Origin of the sequence: Cupriavidus neocaledonicus, from assembly GCF_000372525.1 — a bacterium.
Lineage (GTDB): Bacteria > Pseudomonadota > Gammaproteobacteria > Burkholderiales > Burkholderiaceae > Cupriavidus > Cupriavidus neocaledonicus.
This window is the reverse complement of sequence record NZ_AQUR01000095.1, coordinates 112,629-126,728: the sequence shown is the minus strand read 5'-3', so window position 1 is coordinate 126,728 and position 14,100 is coordinate 112,629. Positions and strand designations below refer to the sequence as shown.

Here is a 14,100-nt window from a genome sequence, read left to right as displayed (position 1 = left end):
TCTTACGAGGATGACCATGACCGCACTGCAGAACGATACCTTCCTGCGCGCGCTGCGCCGCCAGCCGACCGAATACACGCCGCTGTGGCTGATGCGCCAGGCAGGCCGCTACCTGCCCGAGTACAACGCCACGCGCGCGCGCGCCGGCAGCTTCCTCGGGCTGGCCAAGAACCCGGCCTACGCCACCGAAGTGACACTGCAGCCGCTGGACCGCTATCCGCTGGACGCGGCCATCCTGTTCTCGGACATCCTGACCGTGCCGGATGCGATGGGCCTGGGCCTGTCGTTCGCGCAGGGCGAAGGTCCGCGCTTCGCCCATCCGCTGCGCACCGAGGCCGACGTGCAGAAGCTGGCCGTGCCCGACATGGCGTCGCTGCAGTACGTATTTGACGCCGTGCGCGAGATCCGCCGCGCGCTGGTGCAGGACGGGCGCCAGCGCGTGCCGTTGATCGGCTTCTCCGGCAGCCCCTGGACGCTGGCCTGCTACATGGTCGAGGGCGGCGGCTCGGACGACTTCCGCACGGTCAAGGCGATGATGTACGGCCGCCCCGACCTGATGCACCGCATCCTCGACATCAATGCGCAGGCGGTCACGGCTTACCTGAACGCGCAGATCGAGGCGGGCGCGCAGGCCGTGATGATCTTCGACACCTGGGGCGGGGCGTTGGCGGACGGCATGTACCAGGCGTTCTCGCTGGCCTACATGCGCCGCGTGCTGGCCGGCCTGAAGCGCGAGCACGCCGGACAGCAAGTGCCGGCGATCGTCTTTACCAAGGGCGGCGGGCTGTGGCTCGAAGCGCTGGCCGACACCGGTGCCGATGCCATCGGGCTGGACTGGACCGTCAACCTGGCCGAGGCGCGCCGGCGCACCGGCGGGCGCGTGGCGTTGCAGGGCAATATCGACCCGACCGTGCTGTTTGCGCCCGAGGCCGCGATCCGCGAGCAGGTGCGTGGCGTACTGGACAGCTATGCCTCCGGCGGCGGCAGCGATGGCCATGTCTTCAACCTTGGCCACGGGATTTCGCAATTCACGCCGCCGGAAAGCGTCTCCGTGCTGGTCGACGAAGTGCACCGGCACAGCCGCCAGCTGCGCGCGACCGGGAAGTGACGGCGGCGGTATGCAGGCGGACGCGCCGATTCGGTGCTGCCCCGCGCTGCAGCGTTCCGGCCGCGCCGGTACCCAGTGCTGCGCGAGCCGCGCGGCCGTACCGTGTCAAGTTAACTTTTTCGCCAGGAACCGCCAAAAAGGTGCACAGAGTTGATTGGCGACCCTTGACTTATGCACACCGATAGGTTTGCCGCACTGCGGGACAGGGTTATTCCCTAACCTATCTGGGGGATGTTTGCAAGCCCTTGATTTTTAAGGCTTTGGAAGATTTGCAAAGAAGGGGTCGATACCAGTGGATCCCTTGTTTCTCGGGCCTTCCGAGCCGCGTCAAGCGACTTTTCAACAAAGTTATCCACAGGGGCGGTGGAATTAGTGGAAAACCAGTCATCTATCATCGACTTAGGGCCACATTTGAAGTTTTACTTTAAGTTGATGTTGCGCCGCACACTAACTTTCCGCCCAGGCATGGCACGCCGTCAGTGTCCCCATGCCTGCCCCACGGCGATGCGCTTTCCGGTTGTGCATGCTGCCCGATAACGGCGCGCTCCCTGCCGAACCTGCGGGGCCATCGTCCGGCCCCGCGGTGTCGACCGCATCGATATCCGTGATCCGGGTTGCGCTCGACACGCCCGCTGACGACTGCTTCGATTACCTCGCCATTGCCGACGTCGCGCCGGGAGACCTGGTGGTGGTGCCGTTCGGTCGCCGCAGCATGGTGGGCGTGGCGGTCGAAGTCGCACATGCATCCGAAGTGCCAGCGGACAAGCTGCGCCCGGTGGCGCAACGGCTGGACTGGCTGCCGCCGCTGCAGCCGGACTGGATCGGGCTGGCAGCCTTTGCCGCGCGCTACTACCAGCGCCGGCTCGGCGAAGTGATGTTGCCGGCCTTGCCGCCCGCGCTGCGCGAGGCGGAAAGCTGGCCCAACCTGGCCCAGCGTGCCCACACCGACGCATACCGCGTACTGCCGGGCCATGCAGAAACCTTGCTGGCAGCCGTGCCGCCCCGCGCCCGCAGCGTGCGTGCCCTTGCCCAGGCGCTGGCCGACCGCGCTGTCACGGGCGCGGCGCTGTCCCTGGCGCAGGCGCGTGCCCTCTGCGCCGCCGCGCCATCGCGGCTGGCCGAATGGCAGGCTGCCGGCTGGGTCGAGGCCAGCCGCACCGCGCGCACCTTGCTGCCGACCGACCCCGCCCGGCCGCCCTCGGCCGCGCCGCCGCTGCATGACGAGCAGCGCGCGGCGGTGCAAGCCATTGCCGACGCCGAAGGCTTCGCCCCGTTCCTGCTGCACGGCGTGACCGGCAGCGGCAAGACCGAGGTCTACCTGCATGCGATGCAGGCAGTGCTGGCGCGCGACCCGCAGGCGCAGGTGCTGATGCTGGTGCCCGAAATCAACCTGACCCCGCAGCTGCAGGCCCGCATTGCCGGGCGCTTCCCGCAGTTGCCGCTGGCGGTGCTGCACAGCGGCCTGGCCGACCAGGAGCGCAGCCTGCAGTGGCTGGCGGCGCACCGCGGCGAGGCCCGCATCGTGCTGGGCACGCGCATGGCGGTAATGGCGTCGCTGCCGGCGCTGGCGCTGATCGTGGTCGACGAAGAGCACGACACCTCCTACAAGCAGCAGGAAGGGCTGCGCTACTCTGCGCGCGACCTGGCCGTGTGGCGCGCCAAGCAGCGCGGCATCGCGGTGGTACTGGGCTCGGCCACGCCGTCGATGGAAACCTGGTGGCGGGCCGGGCAGGGCACCTACCGCAAGCTGGTGCTGCGCGAGCGCGCGCAGGCCGATGCGGCGCTGCCGACGGTACGGCTGGTCGACCTGAACCACGAGCGCCAGCGCCAGCGCGCCCTGTTCGAGGGCCTGTCGGTGCCGTTGCTGGAGGCTATCGACGCGCGCCTGGCGCGCGGCGAGCAGAGCCTGCTGTTCCTGAACCGGCGCGGCTACGCGCCGGTGATTGCCTGTGACAGCTGCGGCTGGCTGTCGGGCTGCCCGCGCTGCTCGGCGTACCTGGTGCTGCACCGGCCCGAACGGCGCCTGCGCTGCCACCACTGCGGCCTCGAGGCGCCGGTGCCGCACCATTGCCCGGACTGCGGCAACGTCGATATCGCGCCGCTCGGACGCGGCACGCAGCGCATCGAGGAAGCGCTGGCGGCACGCTTCCCGCAGGCCCGCATTGCCCGCATCGACGCGGATTCCACGCGCCGCAAGGGCAGCGCCCAGGCGATGTTCGACGAGGTCCACGCGGGCGAGGTCGACATCCTGGTGGGTACCCAGATGGTGGCCAAGGGCCACGACTTCCAGCGCGTGACGCTGGTCGGCATCGTCCATCCGGACGCGGCCATGTTCAGCCACGACTTCCGCGCCGCCGAACACCTGTTTGCGTCGCTGATGCAAGTGGCGGGGCGGGCAGGGCGGGCCGGTCTGCCAGGCGAGGTGCTGATCCAGACCCGCTATCCCGATACCCCGGCATTGCAGGCCCTGACGCGCCATGACTATGATGGATTCGCGGCCAGCCAGTTGCGCGAGCGGCGCCAGGCCGGGTTGCCCCCGTTCTGCTTCCAGGTGCTGGTGACGGCGGAACACGGGCAGCTGGAACGCGCGCTGCAGTTCCTGGAGGCCGCGCGCCGGCATGCCGGACACTGCACCCTGGCGGCCGAGGTGCAACTGCATGATCCGGTGCCGATGTCGATGGTGCGCGTGTTCAACCGCGAGCGTGCGCAGATGCTGGTCGAAGCCAGCGCACGCCCTGTGCTGCAACGGTTCGTGGCCGAGTGGGTACAGACTTTCGCAGAGGTTGGCACGGCGGTGAAGGGAGTGCGCTGGCAGCTGGAGATCGACCCGTTGCGGATCTAGCGGGCCAGCGATGTGGAGTCAGAGTGCAACCCGTGGATTAGGGTTTTCGATAGGGTTGCACAAGGTTGCACCTTGGTGATTTTCGGGAGTAAGATCGCGCCAGCTCACAGGCTGCGGCCGGTCGCGCGCCCCTGCCTGTCGGCTCGGACGAGGTAGCACCGGCGGCGGCTCCAGTCTTTCGGAGAATTGCCCGCAATGGCCACCACCACCCTTGGCGTCAAGCTCGACGACGCCTCGCGCGACCGCCTCAAGCGCGTTGCCCAATCGATCGACCGCACCCCGCACTGGCTGATCAAGCAGGCCATTTTCTGCTATCTCGAGCAGATCGAGCGCGGCCACCTGCCGTACGAAGCCGGCGCGGCCGGTGCCGAGGGCGAGACCAGCGACGGCGCGGACGGGCTCCATGGCGACGGCGCGCCGCAGCCCTTCCTGGAATTTGCGCAGAGCATCCAGCCGCAGTCGGTGCTGCGCGCCGCCATCACGTCGGCTTATCGCCGCCCGGAAACCGATTGCGTGCCGGTGCTGCTGGAGCAGGCGCGCCTGCCGCAACTGCAGGCCGAGGCCGCCATCAAGATGGCCAAGGCGCTGGCGACGCGCCTGCGCGAGCAGAAGGTGGGCACGGGGCGCGAGGGCCTGGTGCAGGGGCTGATCCAGGAATTCTCGCTGTCGTCGCAGGAAGGCGTGGCGCTGATGTGCCTGGCCGAGGCGCTGCTGCGCATTCCCGACAAGGCCACGCGCGATGCGCTGATCCGCGACAAGATCAGCGGCGCCAACTGGCAGTCGCACCTGGGCCAGAGCCCGTCGCTGTTCGTCAACGCCGCCACCTGGGGCCTGCTGCTGACCGGCAAGCTGGTCGCCACCCATACCGAATCGGGCCTGACCAAGGCGCTCACGCGCATCATCGGCAAGGGCGGCGAGCCGCTGATCCGCAAGGGCGTGGACATGGCGATGCGCCTGATGGGCGAGCAGTTCGTCACCGGCGAGACCATATCCGAGGCGCTCGCCAACGCGCGCAAGTACGAGGCGCAGGGCTTCCGCTACTCCTACGACATGCTGGGCGAAGCGGCCATGACCGAGGCCGATGCCGCGCGCTACCTGGCTTCGTACGAGCAGGCCATCCACGCCATCGGCCAGGCCTCGCGCGGCCGCGGCATCTACGAGGGTCCGGGCATTTCGATCAAGCTGTCGGCGCTGCACCCGCGCTACAGCCGCGCGCAGCACGAGCGCGTGGTGGGCGAGTTGTACGAGCGCCTGAAGTCGCTGACGCTGCTGGCGCGCCAGTACGACATCGGCATCAACATCGACGCAGAAGAAGCCGATCGCCTCGAAATCTCGCTGGACCTGCTCGAGCGCCTGTGTTTCGAGCCCGAGCTGGCCGGCTGGAACGGCATCGGCTTCGTCGTGCAGGGCTACCAGAAGCGCTGCCCGTTCGTGATCGACTACCTGATCGACCTGGCCCGCCGCAGCCGCCACCGCCTGATGATCCGCCTGGTCAAGGGCGCCTACTGGGACAGCGAGATCAAGCGCGCCCAAGTGGAAGGGCTGGAAGGCTATCCGGTCTATACGCGCAAGGTCTATACCGATGTGTCGTACATCGCCTGCGCGCGCAAGCTGCTGTCGGTGCCGGACGCGATCTACCCGCAGTTCGCCACGCACAACGCGCACACGCTGTCGGCCATCTACCAGATCGCCGGTCACAGTTACTACCCGGGCCAGTATGAGTTCCAGTGCCTGCACGGCATGGGCGAGCCGCTCTACGACCAGGTGGTGGGCCCCACCGCCGACGGCAAATACAACCGGCCGTGCCGCATCTACGCGCCGGTCGGCACCCATGAAACGCTGCTGGCCTACCTGGTGCGCCGGCTGCTGGAGAACGGCGCCAACACCTCGTTCGTCAACCGCATTGCCGACGACACCATCTCGCTCGACGAGCTGGTTGCCGATCCGGTGGCCGTGGTCGAGGCCATGCATCGCGACGAAGGTGTGCTGGGCCTGCCGCACCCGCGCATTCCGTCGCCGCGCACGCTGTATGGCAAGAGCCGGCCCAACTCGGCCGGCATCGACCTGGCCAACGAGCATCGGCTGGCGTCGCTGTCGTCGGCGCTGCTGGCCGGCACCGGCGAGCGCCTCGTTGCCGAGCCGATGCTGGGCGCCGAGGTGGCGCGCGCCGCCGATGCCATCACCACGCCGGTACTGAACCCGGCCGATCACCGCGACGTGGTCGGCCATGTCACCGAAGCCGGCAAGGCCGACGTCGACGCCGCGCTGCAGGCCGCGGTCAAGGCCGCGCCGATCTGGCAGGCGACGCCGCCGGACGTGCGCGCCGCCGCGCTGGAGCGCGCCGCCGACCTGATGGAAGCCCAGATGCAGTCGCTGATGGGCATCATCATGCGCGAAGCCGGCAAGACTTTCTCCAATGCCATCGCCGAAGTGCGCGAGGCGGTGGACTTCCTGCGCTACTACGCCGCCGAGGTGCGCCGCGGCTTCGACAACGAGACCCATCGCCCGCTCGGTCCGGTGGTCTGCATCAGCCCGTGGAACTTCCCGCTGGCGATCTTCACCGGCCAGGTCGCCGCCGCGCTGGCGGCCGGCAACCCGGTACTGGCCAAGCCCGCCGAGCAGACCCCGCTGATCGCCGCCGCCGCGGTAAGGCTGCTGCGCGAGGCCGGCGTGCCGGCCGGCGCGGTGCAGCTGCTGCCGGGCCGCGGCGAGACCGTCGGCGCCGCGCTGGTGGGCGACGCCCGCGTCAAGGGCGTGATGTTCACCGGCTCGACCGAGGTCGCGCGCATCCTGCAGCGCAATGTCGCCGGGCGCCTGGACGCCGCCGGCCGCCCGATTCCGCTGATTGCCGAAACCGGCGGCCAGAACGCGATGATCGTCGACTCGTCGGCGCTGGCCGAGCAGGTGGTCGGCGACGTGGTCAACTCCGCCTTCGACTCGGCCGGCCAGCGCTGCTCGGCGCTGCGCGTGCTGTGCCTGCAGGAGGACGTGGCCGAGCGCGTGCTGGAAATGCTCAAGGGCGCGATGCAGGAACTGCGCATGGGCAACCCGGACCGCCTGTCGACCGACGTCGGCCCGGTGATCGACGAAGAAGCGCGCGCCGGCATCGTGCGCCATATCGATGCGATGCGCGCCAAGGGCCGCCGCGTCCACCAGGCCGACCCCAACGCCGCGCAGGGCGCCAGCTGCCGCCATGGCACCTTCGTGCCGCCGACGCTGATCGAGCTGGACAGCATCGACGAGCTCAAGCGCGAAGTCTTCGGCCCGGTGCTGCACGTGGTGCGATTCCCGCGCGCGGCACTGGACACCATGGTCAGCCAGATCAACGGCACCGGCTATGGCCTGACGCTGGGCATCCATACCCGCATCGACGAGACCATCTCGTTCATCGTCAGCCGGGCCCGGGTGGGCAACCTGTATGTGAACCGCAATATCGTCGGCGCGGTGGTGGGAGTGCAGCCGTTCGGCGGCGAGGCGCTGTCGGGCACCGGTCCCAAGGCGGGCGGCCCGCTCTACCTGCACCGGCTGCTGTCGGTCTGTCCGCAGGACGCGGTGGCGCGCAGCGTGCGCGCGGCGGACGTCAATGCCGGCGCCGGCGGAGCCCAGACCGTGGGGCCGGACGACGAGGCCGTGCGCGCCACCGAGGCCTTCCGCGAGTGGGCGCGCCGCGAGCTGCCCGAAGTGGCGGCCGCGTGCGAGCGCTTCGCCGAGGCCTCGGCCGCGGGCCTGGCGGTCACGCTGGCGGGCCCGACCGGCGAGCGCAACACCTACACCCTGCTGGCGCGCGAGCGGGTGCTGTGCCTGGCCATGCAGGAGGCCGATCTGGCGCTGCAGCTGGGCGCAGTACTGACGGTCGGCGCCGAGGCGGTCTGGCTCGAAAACCCTGTCGGTCGGGGGCTGTTTGCGCGCCTGCCTAAGGGCGTACAATCGCGCGTCCGCATGGTGGCCGACTGGACCGCGGCGGACACGGCAATCGATGCGGTGCTGCACCACGGCGATTCGGACCAGCTGCGCACGGTGTGCGAGCAGGTCGCGGCGCGCCCCGGTCCGATCATCGGCGTGCAGGGCCTGGCGCAGGGGGAACGGAACATTGCGCTCGACCGCCTGCTGATCGAGCGCTCGCTTTCGGTCAACACCGCGGCCGCGGGCGGCAATGCCAGTTTGATGACGATCGGCTGAGGCAACCCTCGGACGGCGTCATGTCGAAGCGCGCGGCGGTGGCGGCGATCCTGCCCCGCCGCGCAGAGAAAGCACGGCGCGGCACTGCCAGGCCGCGCCGCAATACAACTGCCGGTAACGACACCACATCGGCACCACATCGGCACCATTTGGGACCCAAGGAGATCTGATGAGCTCGACTTTCCACAAGACGGCAATGACCGTTGCCCTGACCCTGGCCGGCCTGACCGCCGCCTCTGCCGCGTTCGCGCAGGTGCAGGAAATCAAGCTGGGTTACGCCGGCCCGATGACCGGCGGCCAGGCGCAGTATGGCAAGGACATGCAGAACGGCATCGTCCTCGCGATCGAGGACATGAACGCCACCAAGCCCAAGATCGGCGGCAAGGAAGTCAAGTTCGTGCTGGTCTCCGAAGACGACCAGGCCGATCCCAAGACCGGCTCGGTGGTGGCGCAGAAGCTGGTCGACAACGGCATCCAGGGCATGCTGGGCCATTTCAACTCGGGCACCACGATCCCGGCGTCGATGGTCTACAACCGCGCCGGCATTCCGCAGATCGCCATGGCGACCGCGCCGGAATACACCAGGCAGGGCTTCAAGACCACCTTCCGCATGATGACCTCCGACACCCAGCAGGGTTCGGTGATCGGCGCCTTCGTGGTGAAGAAGCTGGGCGCGAAGAACATCGCCATCGTCGATGACCGCACCGCCTACGGCCAGGGCCTGGCCGACGAGTTCGAGAAGGCCGCCAAGGCCGCCGGCGGCAAGATCGTGCGCCGCGAGTTCACCAACGACAAGGCGGTGGACTTCAAGGCCGTGCTGACCAACATCAAGCGCAGCAACCCGGACATCATCTTCTACGGCGGCGCCGAGACCCAGTCCGCGCCGATGGCCAAGCAGGTCAAGGAACTGGGCATCAAGGCCCCGCTGGTGTCGGGCGAAATGTCCAAGACCGACAACTTCCTCAAGCTCGCAGGCCCCGCCGCCGAAGGCACCGTGGTGTCGCTGGCCGGCCTGCCGCTGGACCAGATGCCCGGCGGCGCCGCCTACGAGAAGAAGTACGAGAAGCGCTTCGGCTCGAAGGTCCAGACCTATTCGCCGTACGCCTATGACGGCGCCACCGCGATGATGACGGCCATGGTCAAGGCCGGCTCGACCGATCCGGCGCGCTACCTGCCGGTGCTGGCCGCCACCAACATGCAGGGCGTGACCACCAAGACCCTGGCGTACGACGCGCGCGGCGACCTGAAGGACGGCGGCATCACGGTCTACAAGGTCGTGGGCGGCAAGTGGACGGTGCTGGAGACGGTGGGCGGCAAGTAAGCTGCCGGCCGCGCCTGGCGCATCGGAAGAACGCTGCCTGCGGGCGGCGTTTTTTCTTTTCCGGGCGCCGGCGCCGGGCCGGACCGAATCCCGATCCCCGCCATTGGCGCATAATCCCGCACTCGCACATTTTTCATCCATAGGAGCAGTACGTGTCCGAGCAGGAAGCCAGCTACGACCACGCCATCGGGCTAGCCAACCAGGGGCGCTTCGCCGAAGCGCTGCAGATTGCCGACCAGCTGTCGCTGGCGCGCCCCGAGGTGGTGGATTTCGTCACGCTGCGGGCGCGGCTGCACTTTGACAACGGCGATGCCGCCGCCGCGCTGGCGGTGCTGGACGAGGCGCTGGCGCGGCTCGACACGCTGCCGCTGCAGCCGCCGCACCGCTGGGTCTCGCGCGGGGTGATCGCGCACCGCTACGGCGCCATGCTGATGAGCCTGGGCCGCGATGCCGAGGCCCGCCCGTGGCTGCACGAGGCGGCGCAGCGCAGCGGCCTGCTGACGGGCGAATGGGCCGCGCATTTCCACGCCGGCCTGGCGGCGCTGCGGCTGGGCGACATGGCAGGCGCGGCGCGCTACTGGCACGACCTGATGGTGCGCAACCCCGACCTGGGCGCTGACGATATCGCGCCGCTGGTGTCGGACTACCTCGCCCGCACCGAAGCCGCCGGCGTGCCGGCGGAGCCGCTGATGCGCGTGTGCCTGGGCCGGGTCGCGCTGGACAACCCGCATTTGCTCGAACTCGATGCCGCGGCCGGCGACGCCGTCGCCGCCGACCAGGCCGCGCGCGTGCTGGCCGAGCACCCTGACCACCCCGAGGCGCGCCGGCTGCGCGCGCCGCTGCGCCATGGCGTCGGCGACCTGGAGGGCGCGCTCGACGACCTCGGCGTCTACCTGCGCCAGGTGCCCGACCCGCAGAGCCAGGTACGCGAGCTGGCCTGGCGCTACCAGCTGGCGCAGCGCGCGGTCAGTACCGGTGGCACCGGCGGCACCGACCCGGCCGGGCGCGAGCCGTGGCTGCGCTTCACGCTGACCGAGCACTCCGACGACGGCGCCGGCTACTACCGCGCCGCGATGGCGCTGGGCGAGTTCATCGACGATGTGCCCGCCGCCGAAGCCGCGCTGCGGCCGCTGCTGGTGCAGGCCGGGCGCGCCGGCGTGGCGCGCTTCGACCGGTATTTCGCCACGGGCGAGGGCGATGCCGCCGGCCATGGCGGCAATGCCGACCCCCATGTCTACTCGCTGCTGTGCCGGCTGCTGGCGCGCAGCCTGCCTGCCGACGCCGCGCATGCCGACGAACGCATCGCGCTGCACCGCCAGGGCATGGCCGCGAGCGAGTTCATCGAGCACTGGATCGACCTGCTCGATTGCCACGCCGACGCGGGCCAGCACCAGAAGGTGGCGGAGCTGGCGGGCGAGGTGCTCAACCGCTACCCGCTCGAGCGCAACCCGGCCGACGTGACGTGGGCCTTCAGCCGCATGATCGCCGCCTGGAAGGCCCTCGGCGGCGCCGAGCCGACCGAGGCCGCGCGCGCCGCGATGGCGCACATGGATGCGCGCCTGGACGCGCTGCCGGTGGAAGCCCGCAGCGAGGCCGCGCACCCGATGGCGCATGCGCGCGCCTACTATGCCGCGCTGTTGCAGGCCCGCATGGACGGCATGGACGAGCACGACCGCACCGATGCGCTGGCCGAGATCGAGACCCAGCAGCGGCGCGCGCTGCTGGTCGAGGATGCCTGGCTGTACAACCGTTTCGGCCAGGTCTGGCGCGACCGGGGCGAGCCCGAGCGCGCGCTGCCGCTGTTCGAGCGGGCGGTGGCGCTGACCGAGGGCGATCCGCAGGACCAGGCCGGCGCGCGCGTACAGCGTGGGCTGGTGCACAACGCGGCGGGCCGCCACGATGCCGCGCTGGCGGACTTCGTCGCCGCCTTTGCCGCGCGTGACGACTGGGACGCCGAGGTGTACCTGCGCGCGGTCCAGTCGGCGCTCGGGCAGGGGCAGCGCGAAGCCGCGCTCGGCTACTTCGATCAGGCCCGCGCCCGCGGTGCGGCGCAGGGCGCCACGCGCGCGCTGTACGGGCAGGTCGAGACCGCCTTGAAGGCCACCCGTCCGGTATGGAAGATGTGGGGCGTCTGAAACGTCTCTTGCGGCCAGCGAATCGTCCGAAGAAGTCAGCCATGTAAAAAACGCCATCCGCAGATGGCGTTTTTTACGGGAAGATGACCGAAATAAGGCGCGCGTTTGGTGCGGTGTCGGACAATCACTGACATGGATTGTGAAGTGCTTACATTACCATGTCGCCATGAATGGACTGAGCCAACTTTTTCCTAGCCTCCCGCTCGCGCCCGGCGGCCTCTTCTGGGTCGGACTGGCCCTGGTCGGTGCCGGCCTGGCGGGCGAGCTGAGCCGGCGCTGGCTGCGCTGCCCCCGCATCGTCGGCTACGCCGCGGCGGGGCTGTGCGCGGGCATGCTGGGCCGCGGCATCGTCGACGAGAACATGATCAACCAGACCCGTATCCTGATCGATATGGCGCTGGCGCTGGCCCTGTTCGAGCTCGGGCACCGGCTGTCGCTGAGCTGGCTGCGCGCCAACCGCTGGCTGCTGCTGACCAGCGCCTTCGAAAGCCTGCTGACCTGGGGCCTGGTGGCGGCGGTGCTGCAGTGGATCGGCGCCTCGCCCGGCGTGGCCATCCTGGCCGGGGGCATCGCGGTCAGCACTTCGCCCACTATCGTGCTGCAGCTCAAGAACGAGCTGCGCGCCGACGGGCAGGTGACGGAGCGGCTGCTGGCCATGGCCGCGCTCAACAGCATCTATGCCGCCGCCATCGTGCAGGTCGCCACCGGCTGGCTGCATTCGGAATACGGCAACCTGGGCGCGGCGCTGCTGCATCCGCTGTACCTGCTGCTGGGCTCGTGCCTGCTGGCCTGGGTGGTGGGCAAGCTCGGCCATGCCATCTACGGCCGCATGTCGGCCGACGACCACTACAGCTTCCTGGTGCTGGTGGGCCTGGTGCTGTTCACGCTGGCGCTGACCCGGGTACTAAAATTGTCGATGCCGCTGACGCTGATGCTGGCCGGCGTGGTGTTCAAGCACCAGGACGACCAGCCGCACGTGTGGCCGCCGCATTTCGGCAGCGCCGGCAGCCTGCTGATCATCGTCATGGTAGTGTCGCTGGGCCTGCCGCTGACGGCGCAGGACTGGGCCGTGGGCGGCGTCTACGCCGTCGCGCTGGTGGTGCTGCGCCACGTTGCCAAGTTCGCCGGGGTGGTGTCGCTGGGATCGTTCTCGGGCCTGAGCCTGCGCCAGTGCATGGCGCTGGGGCTGGCGCTGGCGCCGATGTCGGGCCTGGCCTACCTGCTGATGCATGACGTCGCGCGCCTGTACCCGGGCACCGGGCAGCCCCTCACGGCCATCATCCTGTGCGCGCTGGCCATCGAACAACTTTTCGGTCCCGTGATCGCGGCCTGGGCGCTGCGCTACGCCGGCGAAGTCCGCGTCGATATGCGGGCCAATGGAGGAGGGCGCTGATGTCGCTCGAACCGTTCAAGCAATCCGAGGCGCTGACCTTCGGCGTCGAGCTGGAGCTGCAGCTGGTCAACCGGCACGACTATGACCTGGCGCCGTTCGCGCCCGACCTGCTGCGCGCGCTCAAGGGCGCCGAGCATGCCGGCGACATCAAGCCAGAGATCAGCCCGTCGATGATCGAGATCAGCACCGGCATCTGCCACAGCTACCAGCAGGCGCTGGAAGAACTGACGGTGATGCGCGACCTGATGGTGGCGGCGTCGCACTCGCTGAACCTGGGCATTGCCGGCGGCGGCACGCATCCGTTCCAGCAATGGTCCGACCGCACCATCTCCGATTCGCCGCGCTACCAGTACATCTCCGAACTCTACGGCTACCTGGCCAAGCAGTTCACCGTGTTCGGCCAGCACGTGCACATCGGCTGCCCCAGTGCCGACGAATCGCTGTTCCTGCTGCATGCCATCGGCCGCTATGTGCCGCACTTCGTCGCGCTGGCGGCGTCGTCGCCCTATGTGCAGGGCGTCGATACCGGCTTTGCCTCGGCGCGGCTGAATTCGGTCGCGGCCTTTCCGATGAGCGGGCGCGCGCCGTTCCTGCTGACCTGGGACGCCTTCACCGCGTACTTCGAGAAGATGCGCAACACCGGCGTGATCGAAAGCATGAAGGACTTCTACTGGGATATCCGCCCCAAGCCGGAGTTCGGCACCATCGAGGTCCGCGTGATGGACACGCCGCTGACGGTGCAGCGCGCCTGCGATATCGCCGCGTATATCCAGATGCTGGCGCGCTACCTGCTGCTGTCGCGCCCGTTCATGCCGCAGGAAGACGACTACCTGGTGTACACCTTCAACCGCTTCCAGGCCTGCCGCTTCGGGCTGGAGGGCGAATACGTGCATCCCAACGAACTGACCCGCATGCCGATCGCGGACCATATCCTGTCGATCTGCGACGCGCTGGTGCCGCATGCCGAGGCGCTCGGCTCGCTCGAGGCGCTGGCCAATATCCGCGCGCTGGCCGCGCACCGCGACGGCGACGCGCACTGGCTGCGCCAGGTCGACGCCGAGGCGCGCAGCCAGCGCGAAACCGTGCGCAAGGCCTGCGAGCGCTGGGCGACGTAAGGCCACT

7 protein-coding genes are annotated in these 14,100 nt (G+C 69.2%); all 7 read left to right on the top strand.

The window, feature by feature from the left end:
- Positions 1–16: 16 nt before the first annotated feature.
- The 7 genes from hemE (at position 17) to A3AG_RS0114935 (ending at position 14,093) form a co-directional block, all read left to right on the top strand.
- Positions 17–1,108 (top strand): uroporphyrinogen decarboxylase, encoded by a 1,092-nt coding sequence (gene hemE / locus A3AG_RS0114965; RefSeq protein WP_026164204.1) that lies wholly within the window; start codon positions 17–19, stop codon positions 1,106–1,108.
- Between the two features lie 523 nt (positions 1,109–1,631).
- The gene (locus A3AG_RS0114960) at positions 1,632–3,950 is read left to right on the top strand and encodes a primosomal protein N' (RefSeq protein ID WP_018006194.1); all 2,319 of its coding nucleotides are present in this window, start codon (positions 1,632–1,634) and stop codon (positions 3,948–3,950) included.
- A 195-nt stretch (positions 3,951–4,145) separates the two neighbouring features.
- Entirely contained in the window at positions 4,146–8,129 is a 3,984-nt protein-coding gene (gene putA / locus A3AG_RS0114955) for a trifunctional transcriptional regulator/proline dehydrogenase/L-glutamate gamma-semialdehyde dehydrogenase (RefSeq protein ID WP_018006193.1), read from the top strand.
- Positions 8,130–8,298: 169 nt separating this feature from the next.
- Positions 8,299–9,450 carry a branched-chain amino acid ABC transporter substrate-binding protein gene (locus A3AG_RS0114950; protein WP_018006192.1) on the top strand — a complete coding sequence of 384 codons (1,152 nt, stop codon included), beginning with the start codon at positions 8,299–8,301 and terminating at the stop codon, positions 9,448–9,450.
- Positions 9,451–9,602: 152 nt separating this feature from the next.
- Complete coding sequence (locus tag A3AG_RS0114945) at positions 9,603–11,585, top strand: tetratricopeptide repeat protein (protein WP_018006191.1); 1,983 nt, start codon at positions 9,603–9,605, stop codon at positions 11,583–11,585.
- Between the two features lie 166 nt (positions 11,586–11,751).
- Positions 11,752–12,978: a cation:proton antiporter gene (locus A3AG_RS0114940; RefSeq protein WP_018006190.1), complete on the top strand. Its 1,227-nt coding sequence runs from the start codon at positions 11,752–11,754 to the stop codon at positions 12,976–12,978.
- The gene (locus tag A3AG_RS0114935) at positions 12,978–14,093 is read left to right on the top strand and encodes a YbdK family carboxylate-amine ligase (protein WP_018006189.1); all 1,116 of its coding nucleotides are present in this window, start codon (positions 12,978–12,980) and stop codon (positions 14,091–14,093) included. Before A3AG_RS0114940 ends, A3AG_RS0114935 begins: the two co-directional genes overlap by 1 nt.
- Positions 14,094–14,100: the final 7 nt, after the last annotated feature.

What these genes read in the sequence shown, in the direction of transcription:
- A3AG_RS0114950 (WP_018006192.1), top strand. Translation starts at nt 8,299, where the DNA reads ATGAGCTCGACTTTCCACAAGACGGCAATGACCGTTGCCCTGACCCTG.
- hemE (WP_026164204.1), top strand. Translation starts at nt 17, where the DNA reads ATGACCGCACTGCAGAACGATACCTTCCTGCGCGCGCTGCGCCGCCAG.
- A3AG_RS0114935 (WP_018006189.1), top strand. Translation starts at nt 12,978, where the DNA reads ATGTCGCTCGAACCGTTCAAGCAATCCGAGGCGCTGACCTTCGGCGTC.
- putA (WP_018006193.1), top strand. Translation starts at nt 4,146, where the DNA reads ATGGCCACCACCACCCTTGGCGTCAAGCTCGACGACGCCTCGCGCGAC.
- A3AG_RS0114940 (WP_018006190.1), top strand. Translation starts at nt 11,752, where the DNA reads ATGAATGGACTGAGCCAACTTTTTCCTAGCCTCCCGCTCGCGCCCGGC.
- A3AG_RS0114960 (WP_018006194.1), top strand. Translation starts at nt 1,632, where the DNA reads ATGCTGCCCGATAACGGCGCGCTCCCTGCCGAACCTGCGGGGCCATCG.